The following is a 21,066-nucleotide window of genomic DNA, read 5'->3' as shown; positions in this document are numbered from 1 at the left end:
GGGTACGGCGATGTCCGTACCTGCCGTATTTTTTTTGATCAAAGGAGAGGCGATGAATATGCTAACGGAGCGCTATGCGAATGATATTTCCAGGGTAATAACCACGTATGAAAACTATAATCCATATCCAAAAGCCCATGATAGGGCAATTTGGGAATCGATTCCTGATACGATTCGAAACTTCTGGATTTCCAGAGGAGAAGCTTACCTTAGCTTTTCGTGGCCTGCCCTTACGGCAGTTGATTACATGGAATATTCAAGAAATGGAAATGTAATGCGATTCCAGAGCAAATACGAGGAACGCAGAATTGCATTGGCCTCCTTGGTCCTTGCAGAATGTATAGAGGGGGCAGGCCGCTTTATCGATCAGATCATGAATGGGATCTGGACCATTTGTGAAGAAACCTCGTGGGTAACTCCACCTCATATGGTTATTTCCAAAGCATGCTCATCTGACTGCATACCTAATATTTCGGATCAATACATCGATCTGTTTGCCGGGGAGACGGCAAGTCTGATGGCAACCACACATTACCTTTTGCAAAAGCCTCTGGATGCAGTTAGTCCAAACATTTGCGGTCGAATTCGACTGGAAATGAAGCGCCGGATTTTCGATCCGTATCTGGAACGCAGCGATTTGTGGTGGATGGGACTGGAAACGAACCGTAAAATGAACAACTGGAACCCGTGGATCAACTCTAATTGTATTTCTGCTTTTCTATTAATGGAGAAAAATGATGAGCGGCGATACCTGGCAATAGAAAAGGTTATGCGTACTTTGGACCGGTATATAGGCGATTGCAGTACGGACGGAGGATGCGATGAAGGTCCGGTTTACTGGGATCGTGCCGGAGGGGCGTTGTTTGACTGTCTGGAACAGCTTTACCAAGCTTCCCTAGGCAAAATTAACTTGTATGATGAGCCATTGATTCAAGAAATCGGACGATATTTATACCGAGTTCACATTGCCGATAATTATTTTGCCAATTTTGCCGATAGCAGCGCAAAATTTGATATCGAGGCCACAACTGCATACCGATATGGCTCTCGTATCGGGGATCGGAATCTGATGAGATTAGCGTCATCCGCCTATCAAACGAACAAACCGCCACTCTCAAGATGGCTGACGCTTCATCGCGTGATTCCTTCCCTTTTTCTTGATGAGCAAATTACGGAAAATAAAAAAACACCTCCATATGTCCATGATGTTTGGATGAACAGTATCGAAGTTATGACTGCCAGGGAGCAAGAAGGCTCCAGCCATGGTTTGTATTTGGCCGTTAAAGGGGGCCATAACGATGAGAGCCATAATCATAATGATATCGGTCATTTCCTTGTATATTCGGACGGGAAACCATTTCTTATTGATGCCGGTGTCGGAACGTATACCGCCAAAACGTTTAGCCCGGAGCGGTACGACATCTGGACGATGCAGTCAGCGTACCACAATGTACCTTTGGTAAATGGAATTCAGCAGAAGGCCGACATTGCGTATAAAGCAAGTGAAGTGCATTATCAGGTCCATCATGAAGCGGCGCAAATATCGATGAATCTCACTAGTGCCTATCCGGAAACAGCAGGTATCGTTTCGTGGAAACGAACTTATAGCCTTTATCGCGGCCAAGCATCGTATATCGAGATCGTTGACGATTTTGAACTTATTCAGGCAACCGATGATATTATCGTCCACTTGATGACTCCTTGTATGCCACAGATTAACAACAATGGAAGCATTTTATTGCAAAACCCTGGCGGCGAGAAGGTAAATATTCAATATGACGCAAGCAATCTTCTAGCTTCAAGCGAGGTAATCAAACTAACAGATGAGAGGCTGCAGGCCGCCTGGGGCGAATATTTGTACAGAATTATTCTTAAGGCGAAACAAGCTGTTACTGCATCTGTATGGACAATGCGTATTTGCAAAGGATGACTCGCGGCCTCATCGCTTGCAAAGCAGGAAACCGTGAGTCTCGGCGCCATACCAAATCTTCGGCAAAGCCCGATAGGTTATAGGATAAGGGGAGGGCAGGTCGAATACAAGGATCTGCCCTCTTTGACGCCTGATTTCAAACTAACAATGCCTTCCCGGAATCAGATTGTCGGAGAACTGAGACTTGCGGAACATAGCAGGCGGAACGCTGCGGATGTCTAGGTTAACTAATAATCCCTTTCTTTGTGATTTCTACCTGAACCTCAGTAACAAAATTCACTTTTTGGTAGTTGCTCCCCCAGTCTTCCTTTTGCTTCTTCCAAATATCGGGATGGAACGCCAATAGTTGTCGGCCGATACCTAATCCGTCGCAGCGGGCTTTTTGCATTTTCTCAAGCGTTTCTTCTGCCAGATGGGTCATCTCTTTAGAAAGAAACTGGTCTAGTTGTGAGACCATTTTTTTATCATTTAAGCGATCTTTCGGATATTCATCGATACTTACTTTCCATTTTAATTCCATCGTAACCATGATTTTATCGCCCGATTGAGTCAGTACCTTCATTTTTCGCTTTGATTTTTCTACATTAAAGGTTATAAAGTCATGACCGCTTTGATGCCCCTTATGAGTACTTAGTTCTCTGGTGAATCTCGCTATCTTCCCCTTATTGCCCTTCATAAATAAATACATCCTAGATTCCTCAGGGCTTAGTGTCCCTGTAAATTGCTGATTATGAAACATGGCAATTCGCGAAACGTCGACTCGTTTCCCTTTTTCCGTGAGAAATGGAAGAACAAAATCCTCTCCGGGGTCCATCATGACAGAGTAAATCGTCTCAATGGTCACCTTAGGAACGGATGTCGTTTCTTCTTTACTCTTGATTAGTTCATCAATTTCTTCTTCTATTAAGACATTCCCTACCTTTTTAAGAGAAAGTACGTCAGCCGCTTTTCCTTGCACCACCCCGAACCTCGCATTTAAAGCGCTCTTAGGGTCGCGGTAAAAAAAATCGAGTATCGGATAAATATCTTGTTTGGCCTGTTCTTCTCCAATGAGAATTACGCGATTTCTGTAATTACGAAGATGCCGGGACATCATATCATCCGCTTTATTTTGGACTTCCCTTGCCGTATTTCCGACCGTGAAAATAATATCGTTTTTAGGGCTCTGTTGTTCGCTAGCGGGAACGTCCCGTATAACAAAGGTGGCTTGAAGCTCTCCATTCGGCGCGAGATCGAACCCTTCTGCATAAAGCAAACGGGCATTCTGTAAAAGATCTTGATCCCAACATCCAATCATCAATAAAAGAACACAAATAACTCCGCTTGAAGAGCAGATCATTTTCACCCGTTTCATCCGGTTTACACCATCCTTCTTCTAGTAAGGTAAGAGAAGATAAGCAGAATCAAAGGAAGCCCAACTACAAGCGTATAGTGAGAAATCTTATTCATGCGATCGTAAAAGTCGGTGATCGAAGGATTTTGAGCAATCATAGCCAGGATAAATAGAATGATTCCGGCATAGGGGACTGCCTTTTTATGTTCTCCCCGGTGAAATAGGTTGCCCAAACCTATTGTTGCCATGAATAACCAGGAGACAATGGCAGTGCTGACAACAAAAACCCATAAAGATAAAAAAATTAAATCGATCCGCTGAATGATCTGGAAAGAAAAACCTTTCAGCATATACAGTAAAGGTTCTTGAACGGAGGGCATAACCGCAGGACTGAATATAATTAAACTTGTAAACACCTCAAATGTGTAAAAAAGTGTAATTACCATATTCCCTAAAGAAGCTGCTTTTAATTTCCCGCCGCTCTTCCCTTCAACGAATGGATAAATCACCAATATCACTTCATATCCAACCATAGGAAACAATGCTTCATTCGCAGCTGCGATGATTTTTCCCCATCCAGCTTCAGTAATAGGAAATATATAGCTGAAATTTACATTGGAATAACCGAACATGGATAGTAACACCATGACAATGACAGTTAACGAAGAGATGACAAACAGTCTGGCAATCACTCTAAGGTTTTCTTTAACCAAATACATACAGGTGAGAAGAGTAAGAATTAATAACGCCCATCTAGGGGTGCTTTGGAGCACCCACTTTCCCACGACATCGGCAAATACGGCTAAGACCATACCCCCCGATAATAGAAAGTAGCCGATATAAACAAGGCCAAGCAGATTCCCAAAAATATTGCCGGCGATTTTGGGTAAAAAACCGTAGATCGTATCGGATGGATAACGCCTGCATAGCGCCCATAGAATCAAAATAATCACTTGTACGGCCAATCCGGCGATTAATGTTGATATCCATCCTCCTCCCTTGGCTATAGCCTGCATTTTATGAGGAAGCGATAAGATTCCAACCCCCACTTGAGACTGAATGACAAAAAACATAAATTGTCCCTGTGTAATTCTACTCTTTTCCGGGATCATCATGTTCCCACCTCCTTGAATTCTTTTCTTGAGTTAATTTTCTTGGATGCGGGTCATGAGGACGCTGATTTAAGCTCCAGATTGGAAAACGTACTAATGCATCTTTCAAATCTTTGATTCGAAGCGGCATTACCGGCGCAAAATAGGCTGAACCGAAGCACTCTAATTTACATAAGTGAATTAAGATAAATAACAAGCCGAACATGATACCGATCAAGCCGAACATCGAGGCCAGAATCATGAGAGGGAAACTCAGGATGCGAGTGGCTGTACTTATTTCACTAGAAGGGGCCACAAAGGACGAAATAGCGGTTAAAGCGACTACGATCACCATGGGATATGAAACCAATCCAGCTCGAACTACCGATTCACCGATAACCAGGCCGCCTACAACGCTGACGGTTTGACCTACTCGGCTCGGCAAACGAACTCCCGCTTCACGTAGCACCTCTAAGGTAATCTGCATAAGTAATGCCTCCACAATAGGTGGAAAGGGAACTCTGTCTATGCTGCTTTTTACGGTATAAATCAAATTTGATGGGAGAATTTCTGGATGATAGCCAATAATCGCAATATATAAAGCAGGTACGAGAGATGCGATGATAAAGCTTACCAAACGAATCAAACGTATGAACGATCCGACTATCCACCCGCTATGATAATCATCCGGGCTTTGATAAAAGGCAAAGAAAGTCACTGGCAAAATCAGCGCAGTCGGGTCTCCATCAGATAAAATAACTACACGGCCTTCCATGAGATGAGCTGTCGCCCGATCCGGTCTTTCCGTAAATAAAATTTGTGGAAATAGAGAAAACGGGTTGTCTGCAATCAACTCGGCAATGAATCCAGGGGAGAGCGTGGTATCCATAGCAATGGAACCGAGTCTATGATCCACTTCTTTGACCAAATCCGGATTCACCAGATCCTGCATATAGAGAAGAGCCAACTTTGTTTTGGTTGTCTTTCCAACCTGGTAATACCGAACGACCAAGTTCGGATTTTCAATACGTTTTCGAACTAGATACAGATTTGTAATTAGGTGCTCGATAAAGCCATCATGGGCGCCGCGAACGACTCCTTCATTTACTGGCTCTGATATACTCCGTTTATAGTTTGCTGTTACATCGATAATATAGGCCTCTACTTGACCTTCAAATAACAATAAGCATTTCCCTTGAACTAAGGCGTGTGGCACCTCGCCCAGATCCGATATTTTCGTAATCTCCATAGAAGTAATGAGTTCATCCACGGTTCCTGCTTTTTTTTCTTCTATAGGCTGAATAATTTCTTTTTGAATTCTCTGTTGATCAGACAGGGATTCTAAAAAGACGATAAGACCATCTAATTGATTAAACTTAATACTCCGGTATTTCAGATCACCCGAATGAAACAATTGGTCTTGAATGTATTCCTTATTTTTTTGCAAATGGGGATATACACTCATTTTCATATGTCCCCTTTTTACTACTTCGTGATTGTTCGACAACAATTTCCTTATGAGATTCCTCATTCGACTCCATCCAAGTACATTCCAATTTTGATTAATTTAACCAATAAAATGAGCATTATTCCGACAAAGTTATGAATTGGAAACGTACAATAGCGAATACATGAATTAAACGACAGCTTCACAAACTTTAAAGGTTACTTTTCCCATGATGAGATCGGCGAAAAGTAGTCTTTTTTCTTTACAAAACATTTACACCTATTTGATTTGTGGTTAACGTTGCGATTATACAATTGATTTGTTGATGAAAACAACAAAAACGCACAAATACACAAAATACGGAGGGATTCATTATGAAAAAACATCTATCATTGAAATCAGCCCTGATCATTAGTTTGATGGCTCTGAGTATGACTGCCTGTGGCGCGCCTCAGCAATCCGCTCCTGCGACAAGTACTCCGGTTCCGGCCAAAGAACAGACTTTGGAAGAGATTCAAAACCTGGCGAGGCAGGAAGGCAAGGTTGTCAGTGTCGGGATGCCCGATGACTGGGCCAACTGGAAAGAAACCTGGGGCAATATCACCTCCAAATACGGATTAACTCATTCGGATACGGATTTAACAAGCTCAGAGGAAATCGCCAAATTTGACGCTGAAAAGAACAATCCAACGGCGGATATCGGAGATGTAGGGATGGCTTTCGGACCGATCGCCATGCAAAAAGGCGTGACCATGCCGTATAAAACGTCTTACTGGAACGATATTCCGGACTGGGCGAAGGACAAAGACGGCCACTGGCTGGTTGATTATCAAGGTACAATCTCCGTGCTTGTCGATAACGCGCAGGTAAAAAATCCGCCGAAAACATGGGGAGATATTGAAAAAGGCGATTATAAAGTTCAGATTCCGGATGTCACCAAGTCATCGCAAGCGCAAATGGGCGTACTGGCAGCGGCGGTCGCGCATGGAGGCAATGAGGGCAACATTCAGCCCGGATTGGACTTCTTTGCGAAATTGGCCAAGCAGAACAGATTGGTTACGAAAGATGTAACCAAAGCAGATTTGGAGAAAGGTGAAGTGCAAGTTGCGATTCTGTGGGATTTTGTGTCGCTCGGCTTTAAAGACCAATTCGATCCGAATCGTTTTGACGTTAACATCATGCAAGAAGGCAGCATCATCGGAGGATATACAACCATCCTTAACAAGTATGCGCCTCATCCGAATGCCGCGAAGCTTGTCCGCGAATATATTTTGAGTGACGAGGGACAGATCAATCTGGCCAAAGGCTATGCCCGTCCGATTCGCAGTAACGTCAAATTGCCGGAAGATGTCGCCAAGAAGCTAATTCCTAACGAGCAGTATCGAAATGCGAAACCGATCACGGATTTTAAATTATGGGATGAAACATCCAAAAAAATTCCGCAGCTGTGGCAAGAACAAGTTTTAGTTAACATCAAGTGACGGATTAAAAAGAAGTGAGGTTTGTCTGAATGAATCACAAAGTCACGCTGCTCGCCGTCATTGCTCTGCTTCCGTTTGCCCTGCTGATTGTCGGGTTCGAGCTGCTGCCTCTGATTGCCATGATCCGCGACAGCTTTCTTGCGGATGACGGGATCACGTATACGTTTAAGCAGTATATAACGGCTTTAACCAATCCTTATTATACAAAAGGTATGCTGAACAGCCTGCTCATTTCTGTATATGCCAGCTCAATCGGTATCGCGATCGCCATCGCTACGTCGTATTCCATGACAAGAATGCCTGCGAAGATCCAAGCCGCTCTAGTGACATTCTCGAATTTAACGTCAAATTTTTCCGGCGTGCCGTTGGCCTTTGCTTTCATCATTTTGCTCGGCAACAGTGGAGTTTTTACGCTCCTATTCAAAGAATGGGGTTGGAACATTACAGGATCATTCAATCTATACAGTTGGAGCGGTTTAGTGGCTGTGTATGTATATTTCCAGGTGCCGTTAGCCATTCTGATGCTTTATCCGGCCTATTCAGGTATTCAAAGACAGTGGCGGGAATCCGCCGCGTTGCTTGGCGCATCGGCCTTCCAATTTTGGCTGCGAATCGGATTCCCTGTTATTATTCCCAGTGTGGTCGGTACGTTCAGCATTCTTCTCGCCAACGCCATGGGCGCTTATGCAACAGCCTATGCTTTAGTGGGGGGCAGCTATAATTTGCTGCCTATCCGTATCGGCGCGCTTGTAGCCGGAGATGTTGCCACAAGACCGCAACTCGGCAGCGCTTTGGCCGTCATTTTAGGATTGATGATGGTCATGGCGATGTGGTGTAATGAACGTATGATGCGACGGTTCAGGAGAGATTTGCGATGAAGAAAAAATGGCTGCACACGATGATCATTTCGGTGACTTTTCTATATCTCTTCCTGCCGCTTGCGGCAACGTTCTTGTATTCGATCGCCAAAGAATGGCATCACACGATTCTCCCGGTATCCTATACGTTCAGCGCGTATGAGAATTTGTATACGGATCCCCGATTTTTACAAGCAGTCGGGCGTACGCTTCTCGTATCTGCAATTACACTTGTTCTAAGTGTAGTTACCATGTCGATTGCCATCTTTGTCGTGTTCTTGTATTTGCCTAAAATGGAGCGTGTGCTGCAGACGCTTGTCATGATCCCCTTCGCTGTTCCGGGGGTGGTCGCGGCCGTTGGATTAATCAAGGTGTATTCAAGCGGGCCGATCGTATTGTCCGGGACGATATGGATATTAATCGGAGCGTATTACGTACTCGTTCTTCCCTATATGTATCAAGGTATCCGAAACAATTTGCGAACGATTGACGCCAAAAGGTTGATGGAAGCCGCTGAAGTGTTGGGAGCAAGTAAAATCAAGGGTTTCGCATTCGTTATTATGCCTAACATGGTAACCGGCATGCTGGTGTCCGCCTTATTATCATTCTCGATCCTGATCGGCGAATTCGTCCTGGCCAATTTTCTCATCGGCGGATATTATGAAACGATCCAAATTTATTTAATGAGACGCTTGAATGAAAACGGCCACTTGGCCAGCAGCATTGTAATTACGTACTTTCTAATGGTAGCGGCCATTTCGTGGTTGATGTTGAGATTAGGCAGACGCTACCGTAAGTTAGATGAAATCAAGGAGAAGGTATCATGAGCTACGTCCAAATCGATCAAGCGTTGAAGCAATACGCGGATTCTACTGTACTGAAGCAAGTATCTCTCCAGATAGAAAAAGGGGAGCTGGTTACCTTACTGGGACCAAGCGGCTGCGGGAAAAGCACGCTGCTGCGTTCCATCGCCGGGTTGGAAAAGCTGGACGGCGGGACGATCAGCGTTAATGGAAACGATATCTCCCAGCTTCCGCCGCAGCGCAGAAATGTCGGCATGGTTTTTCAATCCTATGCCCTGTTTCCGAACATGACTGTTTTCGATAACATTGCATTCGGTTTGAAAATGAGAAAATGGCCTCGAAACGAGATAGCCGTTAAGGTCAACCAAGTGATCGAGTTAATCCATATGTCCGATAAAGCATCCTCTTATCCGCATCAATTATCCGGCGGGCAGCAGCAGCGTGTAGCGCTTGCCAGAGGGATCGTCACTGAACCGGATATTCTGCTGTTGGATGAACCTTTAAGTGCTCTTGATGCCAAAATCAGGAAAAACCTGCAAACCGAACTGCGAAACATTCAGCGGGAATTGAAGATGACGATGATATTCGTTACGCATGACCAGGAAGAGGCGATGACGATTTCTGACCGTATTTTCATTATGAATGGCGGAAAAATTGTTCATCAGGGCAAGCCGGAGCATATTTACGCTTCCCCGAAAAACGAGTTTGTGGCCCGCTTTATCGGCAGCTATAACGTATTGACGGATCGTGAACTTTCCCGATTAACTGGACAATCCTTCAAGCCCGGAAGCTATGCCATTCGTCCGGAGGTTATGGAGCTGCACCCGCACGATGTGTTGTCCGATCAGCAGGAGCCTGGCCTATGGCTTGAAGGGATCGTGAAGAGTATGACGGTTCGAGGCAATGTGCGCCGCTATGAGATTCAAGCACAAGATATAAACCTGTCGGTGGATGAGCTGAATGTTCCCCATAAAAACGCTGTTGATGAGGAATTGTTCATTAAGGTGTGGATTCCGGCGTCAGCGTGCAACTTGTTAGAATAGAGGAGGATGATCGTCGTGTCGGTTTTGTCGTTAGAGAGAAAAAACTTTATTCTTGATCGATTACAAGCTTACGGTAAAGTGAACGCGGCTGAATTAGCTAAACTGATGGACGTTTCAATGGAAACCGTCCGGCGCGACCTTGATATGCTGGAGAAGGAAGGACTTCTCAAACGTGTGCATGGCGGAGCTGTCAAAATTAATTTTCAACTGGGTGAACCGTCGTTCTATCAACGCAAAGATGTTAGTCTGGAAAACAAAAAGAAAGTGGCTCAGAAAGCCGCGCAGCTGGTAAGAGACGGAGATACGATCGTCATGGGAGGAGGAACCACGATCCTTGAAATGGCGCACGCTCTCCGCGGCGTCAATAAGGTCACCATTCTGACCAATTCGGTACCTACGTCGCATACGCTATTGGATTCTTTAAATCAGGGTTTATTTCACGGAAAAGTGATTCTGTTAGGCGGGGAATTGAATGAAGAGCAGTATTCAACGAGTGGATCTGTTTGTGAAAAAATGCTGGATCTGTTTTGTGTAAATAAAGCTTTTATTTCGCCGGGAGGCATCTCCCTTTCGGGTGTTATGGAATATACGCTGGAAGAATCGTCGATTTCGGCCAAGATGATTCAGGTGGCGAAAGAAAAAATTATCCTTGCGGATCATGGCAAGATCGGTGCTGAAGCATTGTGCAAATTCGCGCAGCTTGACCAGATCAACGTGATCGTTTGCGACCAACAAGCGCCGCAATCGTGGAACTCTTCTTTGGAGAATATCGAATGGGTTACAGCGGATGAGGAGATTGTCAAGTGAAACAGATTAAAGGGATTTTATTTGATAAAGACGGAACATTAATGGATTTTTATTCCAGTTGGGTCTTGGTGGCTACGCAGCTAGCGGATCGTTTGCTTGAAAAGCTAGAAATCGCCAATTGCCCGGAGTTGAAGGACGATTTGCTCATTTCTATCGGGCTTCATGACAATAAAGTAGATCCGAAGGGGTTTCTGGCCAGCGGCACTACACAGGATATATACGGGGCGTTTGTTCAGGAGCTGACGAAAGCGGATGTAAGTCAGGAGAAACTGGTCGGGCTGGATGTTTGGATGACAGATGAGCTTTACAGCTTGACCAAAGCCAATCGGGACAATCTAAAGCCGACAGCGGATTTGCCGAATTTACTGGATCGGCTTCGCCGGCATGGTATTAAAATGGGTGTCGCAACAGCGGATGACCGGGATTCTACGATGTTCTTTTTGCATAAAATCGGCATTCAAGGTTATTTTGATTTTATCGGCACATCGGATTATTTCGAGAAAAAGCCGAATCCAAGCATGATTCAAGTATTTTGCGAGATTGCGAATATCAGCGCGGAAGAAGTGGCTGTCGCCGGCGATACGGTTGTCGATCTTCAATTTGCGAAGAACGGTTCGGCAGGACTCGCGATCGGTGTTCTCTCCGGTGTTAGTGGAACAGCCGAGTTAAGCGGATTCGCTGATCTCATCATAAATACAGTCGGGGATATCGTTACGGAGAACGGCGACTTGATTTGGAAGAAGATGCAAATCTGATGAAGCGGGATTGGTCTTATGTGCTGATTGCGAGTATTTTCGAGGTTGGCTGGGTAACTGGATTGAAGCATGCGGATAGCTGGTGGGAATGGCTAGGAACTTTAACAGCGATTTATATTACTTTTGACATGCTGATTCGTTCTTCAAAAAAACTGCCCGTCGGAACGGTCTATGCGGTTTTCACCGGACTCGGCACTTTTGAGACCGTCATCGTCGAGATGCTCGTGTTTGGAGAGCCGTTTAGCTGGGCTAAAATAGCACTCATTCTATTATTGCTGACCGGTGTTATCGGACTCAAAATGATAACGAAACAATCCGAGAAGGAAGGGGCCGGGGCGTAGTGGGCTGGATTTGCTTAATTCTCGCAGGCGCTTTTGAGATCGCTGGGGCTGTGAGTCTGAACAAACTGAGCAAAAACAAAAGTTGGAAGACAGTTATCCTGCTAGCCGTCAGCTTCTCATTAAGTTTCTTTTTGCTGTCCCAAACGATGAAAACCATTTCTATGGGTACGGCATATGCGGTTTGGACAGGAATAGGAACTGTAGGAAGTACGCTGATCGGCATGTTTATATATGGCGAATCGAAAGATTGGCGGCGGTTATTGTTTATTAGCATGGTCGTTATCGCTGCCATTGGATTAAAGCTGTCGGCGTAATAAGGATGTCATAGGATACGGAGGAGAGATTATGAAAATCGGGTTGGAAACTGAAAGTTATCACTTGCTGTTCATTTCTGGCAAAATGGATGTATTTCAATTTATCCGCAAGACAGCCGAATTGGGATTAGACGGTGTCATGCTGAATATTAACCCTTGGCCGGGGCTGCCGGGGTGGGGGGTTCTTGAATCATTTGATCCCGAATATTTGGCTAAAGTAAGAAACGAAATCCGGAAATACGGATTTTTTGCTGAGATCGATACGCGCGGAACGGATCCGGGGCATTTAACGCAAGTGATTGAAGCTGCTCATCAGATAGGGGCCGACGTCATTCGGACTTACGTTTGCACTGACGGATATGATCCGGGTAAATTGAGTAGAGCTCCGCAAGACATCGCGCAGCTTGTCCCGTTACTGAAGAAATACAGAATTCGACTGGCCGTGGAAAATCATGAAGAAGAGATTGCGGATGAAGTCATTCAAATCATCAAGGAAGTGGGTAGCCCTTGGGTGGGTGCACACTGCGATATCGGCAATAGCATGATGGCATGGGAGGATCCGGTCGCCGCTGTCAGGAAATTGGCGCCGTATGCATTTACGACCCATTTTAAAGACCACATCATTATTCATGACGGCGAGGACTTCCAGGTATGCGGAGTTCCTATAGGAATGGGCAATATTGATACAGAGGAATGTTTCAAAATATTGGTAGAACAATCGACACTTACCCGTATCAATGTGGAAATGTGTTTCCCGTATTCCGTGTCTTTCAAAAGAGAACCGGGAACCGGAGGTGTATTTGAAGTTGGTGAGGGAGCATTTAAAGTTGAAAAGCCCCCTTATGATTTAAATATCATTAGACCCGAGGACTATTATTACCCGCCAGAAGAACTTTTGGCAAAAATGATTGAAGATCAAAATAAAGGCGTAGAGCAATCGATTCAATACACGCTGGCATTAAGGGAGAAATATTGCCGTTAAATTAAATGTTCTCATCTAAAGGTCATCACGCAGGAAGGAAATATTTCAAGATATTTTAATTAAAAAGCATGAGGTATAAGACCCTCGTGCTTTTTTTTTTGTAAAACTGAATTGATTCACCAGTCGTTTTCACATACTCTAGTTAATCAAAATCCACAAACACTGCAGCAACAACTTGTCTCCCATTAAAGGTAATTCAAGCGAATATAAACTTACTGGATTCTTTTTCCGACTTTTGATCGGAGGCGTACCAGGGTCTAGTCAAAAATTTTTAGGAACATACATCATTACAGGATTGGTAGTAGGAATATCCTCTGGAATACTATTTCATCTTGTAGAAAAACTAATTTTTATTCATCTCAAAAAGAGTTAAAGCCTAGTTTTTCATCCCGCAGCACCCTCTGCTTCAAACACTCCAATACATCATAGTACTAACTAACGAAATTTAGTTCTAGTGCTCTGATCTGTCCCGAGGCTTGTAAACAACGAATTGAGTTTGAATTCCTATTTTTCTACTTGACTTCTAGTACGAGCGGTCACTGTAGTATATTCGCAAACAGCTAGTGTTGAAAGAGTTTCTAAAAGGGGAGACTTTCGGGGCTCCATTCTTTTTTCTTATGGGGGTAATAACCACGCAATTGTCGGACGACAAGAACTTGTCCCTTTTATGGACGTGCGAGCGACAAGAACTTGACCCTTTTGTCATAACTCGTATTTGCCCTTACCAATCAACACAACATTGCTAATGGTCCAATAGAGCTCTCTCAGTAACTATTGTCTAAAGTTAAGAAAACATTTGCGAATGCATTACTTTCCTAAATTCTGGTCATCATAAAAACAGATAAGGGGGGGGACTCGCATTGCAGACCATTAAAATCGCTTCGATTCAAGAAGCCTTATTTTATACCGAAGATTTAATCATGCGCGAACTTAATGTGGGCGAAGGCAAAGCCACCCTTCTCTATTTAGAAACGATGTGCGACCCAATCAAAATTGAAGCTAGCCTACTTAAGCAGTTACAGAGTGAATCCAAAGATGGGCACGCGATGCGTCTGGAAGAACTGCTCACCGCTACTAAAGTAAACCCTTGTCTCTCAATACAAGATGCTGTCGACGCTCTGCTTCAAGGCAGAGCTATTATTTATGATGAAGCAGCAGATCTCTGTTGCAGCTTTGATGTCAGCCAGCAAACCAAGCGCTCTCCCCAGGAACCCGAGAATGAACGGTCCTTAGCAGGCAATAGAGACGGTTTCGTTGAGCATTTGCAGACGAACTTGAATTTAATTCGCAACCACTTGTCCTGTAGTGAACTCAGAGTACGCTATTTCAAGCTAGGCAAAAAATCCATGCGTCTAATCGCTTTGGTATGGTTGGAAGGAACAGCCGAGGAGCGCATCGTAAAAGAAGTTGCTGACCGATTATCCTCACTGTCATCATCGCACGACTTGCATCCCGGTCTTATTCGGAAACAACTGCGAGAGAATAAGTATTCCATTTTTCCGCAAACCTTTAATACGGAACGCGTTGATTTCGCGGCGGCCCTACTGGCCCGGGGAAGAGTCAGCGTGCTTTGCGACCAAAGCAGTTCAAGCCTTATTCTACCAGCTTCCTTCTATACGTTTATGATGACAGTGGACGACCTGATACAAGGTACATACCCGTCGTTAATGATGAGGATGGTTAGAATAATTGGATTGCTATTTGGGCTAATTCTGCCGAGTCTTTATATCGCGATTGTCGGCTTCAATTATGAAGTCCTTCCGTTCAAAATGGTTTTTAGCATCAAGAGCTCCCTTGAAAACGTACCCTATTCCCCGGTATTCGAAACGTTACTCATGATATTCATTTTCCAGCTCCTTGCTGAAGCCACTCTACGTCTGCCCTCGACGCTTGCCCAGATGACGGGCATTGTCGGAGGCATCGTTATCAGTGAGTCACTCGTTAAAATCGGATTCGTGTCCAATATCCTGATCGTTGTCATCGCGATTACGACCATCGGGAAGTTTGTGATTCCTTCCATGGAGTTACGCTCTTCCATTACCATTATGCAGTTAATGCTTATTTTCGGGGCGACAATCCTGGGTTTTTACGGTATTGTGCTCGCACTTGTCGGATTCCTCATCCACTTTTTTGCCTTAGAGCCATTCGGCGTTCCGTACTGCTTACCGGTTAGGAGCTTCAAACGATGAAAAACGTAAAACTACCTATCGGCCCCATTCAGTTGTTCTGTCTGCTGTTCCAAGCGCAGTTCGGCCTTAGTTTCTTATCCCTCCCGCATTTGGTTGACGCCGATGCCGGATCGGATGGCTGGATTGCCTGCTTATTAGGTGGCCTATTGAATCTTATTCTACTGCTCGTGGTTTGGAAGCTTAGCGAGCAGGACAGGAGCAAAACCGTGTTGCAGATGGTACGGCGACGGCTCGGCCCGTACTTGGGAGGCTTTCTCATCGTGGTTTTTGCCGTCTATTCGTTTACCATATGCTATGAAAATCTCGCGAATTGGGTCTTTATATCCCATGTTTGGGCTTACGAGGGAACTCCTGCATGGATTCTGGCTTTGCTACTCGTTGGCGGATGCACCTATCTCGTTTCCAATCCGCCCCGTGTTTTGGCCCGCATAGCCGTGTTCGCCACAGCATTCGTCCCCTTGTTCATAGGGCTTATCTGTTATACGCTCAAGGATGCCAACTTACACAACGTGATGCCTCTATTTTCTTTCGGCCCTGTAAATATCGGCTACAGTACTTGGCAAAGTATGATGTCGTTTGTGGGCCTCGAAATTCTAATGGTTCTATCGCCTTGTTTTCAGATACCCTCTAAATCCGTCTTGCGCATTGCGATTTTCTGTAATTTCACAATCACCGCCATTTATATGCTCTGCGTATTCTCTGCGACGGCCATCTTGAGCTCCGAAATGATCAGTTTCATCCGCGAGCCGCTGCTGTTTATGTTCAAATCTATATCTTTCAAGATCATCGAGCGAATGGATCTGATCGTGCTGTCATGTTGGATCCTGTTTATGATCACTACATTATCTACCTATCTGTTATTGTTTGTGTCCTCGGTAACTGCTATCGCAACTCCTAAGAAGGGAATCCAAATTCCGACACTGCTCGTGAGCGCGCTTGTCTTGATCGGGCTTGGCCAATGGAAGCTGGATATCTCACAAATAACCCGCCTCCAAAATTTTATCTCCCTTTATGCGCCGGCTGCAGCTATCGGGATCCCGGCAACGATGCTGATAATGATCTACCTTAAAAGATGGCTATTAGGGGGAAAGGACTTCGAATATGAAGCCGGTCATAAGTAGCTTAATTCTGGTTCTCTTTATTCCATGGTTGACTGGGTGCTGGGACCAACGTGAATTGAAGGAAGTACGCATTGAGATGGCAGAAGGCTTCGACCTGCTTGAAAACGGCCGAATTCGGTTCACCATAACCATTCCGACCATTAAGTCACCAAGCATATCCCAATCCAGCATTATTGTGCCGGCCATCGGCGCTGAAGGAAGGACGATCAACGAAGCCTACTTGGAAATTAAGAAGGCCGTTTCCCAGGAGCTGGACTTCGGGAAAACACGCCTCATTCTCATCAACAAGCGATTCGCAGCCAAAGGCTTGTATCCTGCGCTGGAATCGTATTACCGAGAAGCCCATAGTCCGATCAATGTCAAGATGGCCATCGTGGATGATTCCGCAAGCGAGGTGCTACGGTTGAAAGTAGCGGATCGCTTGATGCTCAGCGATTATCTTTACGATTTGCTACAAAGTGGCGAAGAGAACGGTCTGATTCCGAAAGTCTCTCCTTATTTATTTTATTCGATGTTTTCGGATCACGGTATCGACGCTACGATTCCGATCGTCAATCCAATGGGCACCGATCGGGTTAAAATAACGGGACTCGCGCTATTCCACGACAAGCGGATGACCGGCGAGCTGGACAGTAAAGCATCCATGCACTTGATCATGCTTTCAAAATTCAAACCTGAGTACTTTACCATCACCGAGCATGTCACCCCCCTAAACACGGATGTTTCGCTGTTCATGAACCGAGGCGACCGTAACATAGACGTCACGACTGACAAGGGCTCCGTCAAGGCCGTCATAAGCGCCGACTTTGATTGTAATTTGGTAGAAGTGCCCTTAAATATTCACGTCGATGAAGAAATGCTGAAGGAGATCGGCTTGAAATTGGAGCAAAAGTTGAACGAACAGGCGAAGAAAGTCATTAAGGAGATGCAGAAAGCCAATTGCGACGCCTTCGGCATAGGGTTGCAAATAAAAGCTCATCATAACAGCTATTGGAAAACGATCCAATGGGATAAGGTCTATCCCGAAATATCCATTGAACCCAAAATCACCATAAACATCGTCAAAAGAGGCATTTTGGAGTAGCGTTTTTTTCAACCTGCAGGGATTAATAGGCCAATAGGTATGATGCTTTATGCAATAAGCGATTTAATGGAAAGATTCACCACTTCGTAATTTCAACTTTGGAAATTGGGATGAAAGAGAAAGTGGTCAACCAGAAAAAACTGGCTGACCTCTATACGAACGGGCAGTTTAACGCAACAAAATATTACCAGAGATCCGTCTAATAAAGTGGGTAGGATAAAGACTTTTTGTTTGCCAGATCACGAGGGCACGATGTAGTAAGTATGATCGCGAAGCAAGTAAAGGATCAACGAAAGAATGTATGGGGTGACACACACATTGGAATGATCTTGGCAATTCACTGGTATCTCTGATATACCCTAGGTGAAAAATGGGATATTATCGCTTTCAGCAATCTGAAGAGAGCGACGGAAACCATGAAATTGTACGTTCATCAATGGGTACCACCGAAGAAGAACTGCGAAGCGGATTGTGCGGTTTCGGGATGGGCGAATTCATGAAGATGTGTCGTGAGTTTTGTAACTTGCAGCAGTGAGTGGACGAACGTCATTGCAACGAGACACTAAGCCTATAATTATCAATCAAATATTTGGCATGTAGAAGACCGGACTCCTTGGAATATAAGGGGTGCCGGTTTTATAATTTTATTTTCACACTGTTGATTTTATCTACAATTCATTTGAAACAAGAATCTTGTTCTTCTTATTTGGTAGCTGCTACTGTATAATATTTATACAATCGAATGGCAGGTGAGAATGTTGAACTTAAGCCCTAAAGTATTGCTGCAGCAAAGCCAAAGCATTACAATAAGCCCGAAAATCTTACAATCGATTCATGTTTTGCAGTTATCTTCAGTCGATTTAGTAAGTTATTTGCAGGAGCAATCGTCTGAAAACCCTTTGCTAGAAGTTATATGGACCGAGAACATGAGTAGCCGGAGAACAAAAAACAAGTTAAATAGGGTATCCTCGAACACTGTAGTTTCTTTGTTAGAGCTTACAGCGCACCTAGAGGATTCTCTGGAAATGATGCTTTTAAGCCAGCTTCGCCTGGGCAATCATTCTGATCGTCAATACAAAATCGCGAAATTTTTAGCTGGAAGCTTAAATGAAAATGGTTATTTAACAATTACACTTAAGGAAGCAGCGCAATGCCTGTATGTTTCGGAGGAAGAAGTAATAGAAGCCTTGGACAAAGTTCAAGCACTGGAACCGGCAGGGGTTGCAGCAAGAACATTTCAAGAATGTTTGGAAATTCAAATTCGGCGGGATGAAAACGCAGATCCCTATGCCGAAAAGTTAGTAAGCTGCTATTTATATGAATTAGGCGCCGGAAAATGGAAGTATTTGGATCGTGAATTGAATATTCCTTTAGATAAGGTAAAGCAATCTCTCGCTTATATCCGCACTTTGAATCCCAAACCAGGCCTTGCCTTCAAGCACCATCAGCAATTGGATATAAAACCGGACGCTGTGATTAAAAAAATTGAATCGTTATATTGTCATTTTAAATCATGCCGGAATGCCGAATGTCTCTTTAAATAAACAAGTCCAGCAGCTCATTTCTGAAAGCGGTTCCAAAGAAGCTGAAGATTATATGAAGAAGCATGTTCAAACAGCAATGGGTTTAATCCAAAGCTTGGAGGATAGGCAGCATACACTTTTTAGAGTAATGGAAGCGATTACTGAAGAGCAGATGATGTTTTTGGATAGAGGGTTGTTCTTTTTGAAGCCATTGAATTTGAAAACGATAGCAGAGAGGCTGCAACTCCACGAATCTACCGTAAGTCGGGCCATTCAGAATAAAGTAGTGCAGACGCCGCAAGGTATATATGAATTAAAATTTTTCTTTGCAAAAGGTCCTTCAACGACGGAGGGAGAAGCAGCTTCCGCTGAACAGATTAAATGTCGGATTCAAGAACTAATCGATGGTGAGAATAAAAGCAAACCATTATCCGACCAGCAGCTTACTGAAATTATGAACAAGGAAAACCTTCAAATTTCCCGCAGAACGGTAATGAAGTATAGGGAAGAAATGAATATTTTATCTTCGCGGTTGCGAGGATGAGCTAACATAAGTAGTTTGGAGGAAAATAAAGATGTCTTATTCATTTGGAATACTAACCGTAGATGACGAAGAAAATCTGTGCCGTATTATTTCCCATAAGTTGAAAAAGTCAGGTTTTCGAACGTTTCATGCATTAACAGGAGAAGCCGCATTGCATACGATTACGGAGAAGGATATTGATGTTATTATTCTGGACTACATGCTTCCCGACCTGACTGGACTTGAGTTGCTGCAAAAGATAAAGACTGATTTCCCACACATCGAAGTGATCATGCTTACTGCATACGGAAATGTGGAAAACGCAGTCAAAGCCATGAGAATGGGTGCATTTGATTATTTGAATAAGCCGAGTGAGCTTGAATTAATTAAAGAAGTAGTTGTGAAGGCTTGTGAAAGTAAGCGGCTTCAACTTGAAAATCAGGTGTTAAAGGAACAACTAGCATCAACGAGCGATCATGAGGAACTAGTGTTTCAAAGCACAAAAATGATAGAAATCCGCGAGCTTTTCCATAAAGTCAAGGAGACCGATGCTTCCATCTTAATATTAGGGGAAAGCGGAGTAGGAAAAACCGCTCTCTCTAAGTGGGTTCATAAGCACAGCAATCGCAGAGACAATCCATTTGTATCCATCAATTGTGCAGCTATTCCAGATTCTCTATTGGAAAGTGAGTTATTCGGTTATCAGAAGGGTGCTTTTACTGGAGCAACAGAGACAAGAGCAGGAAAATTCGAAGCGGCCGACAGCGGAACCATTTTTCTCGATGAAATTGGCGAGATGCCGCTTGCTATGCAAGCTAAGCTGCTCCATATCATTGAGGAAAAGAAGTTCATGAAGCTTGGGAGCAATTCTTACCGCAGTGTAGATGTAAGAATTATTACTGCGACGAATAAAGACATTAAAAGACTGGTGAAAGAAGGGAAATTCCGTCATGATTTGTATTATCGTTTGAACTTGGTTGAGATTGAAATTCCTCCTCTAAGAGAGCGGAAAGAAGATATTCCTCAAATGATCGCCAACTACATTCGTAAACTAAATTATAAATATAACAAGCAAATCATTTTATCCGATGAAACGGTTGCGAAGCTCACCTCTCACGATTGGCCCGGTAATATCAGGGAGTTGCTGAACATGCTGGAAAGATTGCACATCGTACATTCAAAGGGTGTCATTCATATTCAGGACCTATCAGAGGAAATATTTAGATCTCAGCAACAAGAACAAGAACAAGAATCTAAAGGAACGAGTAAAAAAAGTGCCGGACAGCTGAGTTTGCAAAAGGTGCTGGAAGAAGTAGAGGAAGACCTTATCACTCGGGCACTTGAGGAAGTTGGAGGAAATCAGACCAGAGCAGCAGATCTGTTAGGTATTTCAAGGCACACACTTATCTACAAAATGAAAAAAATAAAATAAGGATGGGCAG

20 protein-coding genes are annotated in these 21,066 nt (G+C 44.0%); 17 read left to right on the top strand and 3 right to left on the bottom strand.

Going from position 1 to position 21,066, the window contains the following annotated elements:
- Positions 1–52 precede the first annotated feature (52 nt).
- Positions 53–1,930 (top strand): heparinase II/III domain-containing protein, encoded by a 1,878-nt coding sequence (locus AC58UU_RS23455; protein WP_497319285.1) that lies wholly within the window; start codon positions 53–55, stop codon positions 1,928–1,930.
- Positions 1,931–2,153: 223 nt separating this feature from the next.
- On the opposite strand, the gene AC58UU_RS23450 is transcribed toward AC58UU_RS23455, so the two are convergent.
- From AC58UU_RS23450 to AC58UU_RS23440, 3 genes are read right to left on the bottom strand one after another with little or no spacing between them, the layout of a single operon-like run.
- On the bottom strand, positions 2,154–3,284 hold the full coding sequence (locus tag AC58UU_RS23450) for a Ger(x)C family spore germination protein (RefSeq protein ID WP_497319284.1): 1,131 nt from the start codon (positions 3,282–3,284) through the stop codon (positions 2,154–2,156).
- Between the two features lie 5 nt (positions 3,285–3,289).
- A complete protein-coding gene (locus AC58UU_RS23445) occupies positions 3,290–4,378 on the bottom strand; it encodes a GerAB/ArcD/ProY family transporter (RefSeq protein WP_497319283.1) in 1,089 nt (362 codons plus the stop codon).
- Positions 4,356–5,825, bottom strand: coding sequence for a spore germination protein (locus tag AC58UU_RS23440; RefSeq protein WP_497319282.1), 1,470 nt, complete (start codon positions 5,823–5,825; stop codon positions 4,356–4,358). The genes AC58UU_RS23445 and AC58UU_RS23440 overlap by 23 nt, the downstream gene beginning before the upstream one ends.
- 350 nt (positions 5,826–6,175) lie before the next feature.
- Here AC58UU_RS23440 and AC58UU_RS23435 point away from each other — a divergent pair, with 350 nt between their 5' ends.
- From AC58UU_RS23435 to AC58UU_RS23360, 16 genes are all read left to right on the top strand, one after another.
- A complete protein-coding gene (locus tag AC58UU_RS23435) occupies positions 6,176–7,282 on the top strand; it encodes an ABC transporter substrate-binding protein (protein WP_497319280.1) in 1,107 nt (368 codons plus the stop codon).
- Positions 7,283–7,311: 29 nt separating this feature from the next.
- Positions 7,312–8,160 carry an ABC transporter permease gene (locus AC58UU_RS23430; protein WP_497319278.1) on the top strand — a complete coding sequence of 283 codons (849 nt, stop codon included), beginning with the start codon at positions 7,312–7,314 and terminating at the stop codon, positions 8,158–8,160.
- On the top strand, positions 8,157–8,966 hold the full coding sequence (locus tag AC58UU_RS23425) for an ABC transporter permease (RefSeq protein WP_497319275.1): 810 nt from the start codon (positions 8,157–8,159) through the stop codon (positions 8,964–8,966). The genes AC58UU_RS23430 and AC58UU_RS23425 overlap by 4 nt, the downstream gene beginning before the upstream one ends.
- Positions 8,963–9,985 (top strand): ABC transporter ATP-binding protein, encoded by a 1,023-nt coding sequence (locus AC58UU_RS23420; RefSeq protein WP_497319273.1) that lies wholly within the window; start codon positions 8,963–8,965, stop codon positions 9,983–9,985. The genes AC58UU_RS23425 and AC58UU_RS23420 overlap by 4 nt, the downstream gene beginning before the upstream one ends.
- A 15-nt stretch (positions 9,986–10,000) precedes the next feature.
- On the top strand, positions 10,001–10,792 hold the full coding sequence (locus AC58UU_RS23415; protein ID WP_464651708.1) for a DeoR/GlpR family DNA-binding transcription regulator: 792 nt from the start codon (positions 10,001–10,003) through the stop codon (positions 10,790–10,792).
- On the top strand, positions 10,789–11,547 hold the full coding sequence (locus tag AC58UU_RS23410; protein ID WP_497319270.1) for an HAD family hydrolase: 759 nt from the start codon (positions 10,789–10,791) through the stop codon (positions 11,545–11,547). The genes AC58UU_RS23415 and AC58UU_RS23410 overlap by 4 nt, the downstream gene beginning before the upstream one ends.
- A complete protein-coding gene (locus AC58UU_RS23405; protein ID WP_497319268.1) occupies positions 11,547–11,888 on the top strand; it encodes a DMT family transporter in 342 nt (113 codons plus the stop codon). Before AC58UU_RS23410 ends, AC58UU_RS23405 begins: the two co-directional genes overlap by 1 nt.
- A complete protein-coding gene (locus AC58UU_RS23400; protein ID WP_497319266.1) occupies positions 11,888–12,202 on the top strand; it encodes a DMT family transporter in 315 nt (104 codons plus the stop codon). The genes AC58UU_RS23405 and AC58UU_RS23400 overlap by 1 nt, the downstream gene beginning before the upstream one ends.
- 31 nt (positions 12,203–12,233) lie before the next feature.
- Positions 12,234–13,184 carry a sugar phosphate isomerase/epimerase family protein gene (locus AC58UU_RS23395; RefSeq protein ID WP_497319264.1) on the top strand — a complete coding sequence of 317 codons (951 nt, stop codon included), beginning with the start codon at positions 12,234–12,236 and terminating at the stop codon, positions 13,182–13,184.
- Positions 13,185–14,044: 860 nt separating this feature from the next.
- A complete protein-coding gene (locus AC58UU_RS23390; protein WP_497319262.1) occupies positions 14,045–15,373 on the top strand; it encodes a spore germination protein in 1,329 nt (442 codons plus the stop codon).
- A complete protein-coding gene (locus AC58UU_RS23385) occupies positions 15,370–16,494 on the top strand; it encodes a GerAB/ArcD/ProY family transporter (RefSeq protein ID WP_497319260.1) in 1,125 nt (374 codons plus the stop codon). Before AC58UU_RS23390 ends, AC58UU_RS23385 begins: the two co-directional genes overlap by 4 nt.
- Positions 16,475–17,578 (top strand): Ger(x)C family spore germination protein, encoded by a 1,104-nt coding sequence (locus AC58UU_RS23380; RefSeq protein WP_497319258.1) that lies wholly within the window; start codon positions 16,475–16,477, stop codon positions 17,576–17,578. The genes AC58UU_RS23385 and AC58UU_RS23380 overlap by 20 nt, the downstream gene beginning before the upstream one ends.
- 370 nt (positions 17,579–17,948) lie before the next feature.
- Positions 17,949–18,113: a hypothetical protein gene (locus tag AC58UU_RS23375; RefSeq protein WP_497319256.1), complete on the top strand. Its 165-nt coding sequence runs from the start codon at positions 17,949–17,951 to the stop codon at positions 18,111–18,113.
- A 220-nt stretch (positions 18,114–18,333) separates the two neighbouring features.
- Positions 18,334–19,122, top strand: a complete 789-nt coding sequence (locus AC58UU_RS23370; protein ID WP_497319254.1) for an RNA polymerase factor sigma-54 — start codon at positions 18,334–18,336, stop codon at positions 19,120–19,122.
- Positions 19,100–19,645 (top strand): RNA polymerase factor sigma-54, encoded by a 546-nt coding sequence (locus AC58UU_RS23365; protein ID WP_497319252.1) that lies wholly within the window; start codon positions 19,100–19,102, stop codon positions 19,643–19,645. Before AC58UU_RS23370 ends, AC58UU_RS23365 begins: the two co-directional genes overlap by 23 nt.
- A 31-nt stretch (positions 19,646–19,676) precedes the next feature.
- Positions 19,677–21,056, top strand: a complete 1,380-nt coding sequence (locus AC58UU_RS23360) for a sigma-54-dependent transcriptional regulator (RefSeq protein ID WP_497319250.1) — start codon at positions 19,677–19,679, stop codon at positions 21,054–21,056.
- The last annotated feature ends 10 nt before the right edge of the window (positions 21,057–21,066 follow it).

This window comes from Paenibacillus sp. JT22N1, from assembly GCF_059692155.1.
This window is presented reverse-complemented; position numbering and strand designations above follow the sequence as displayed.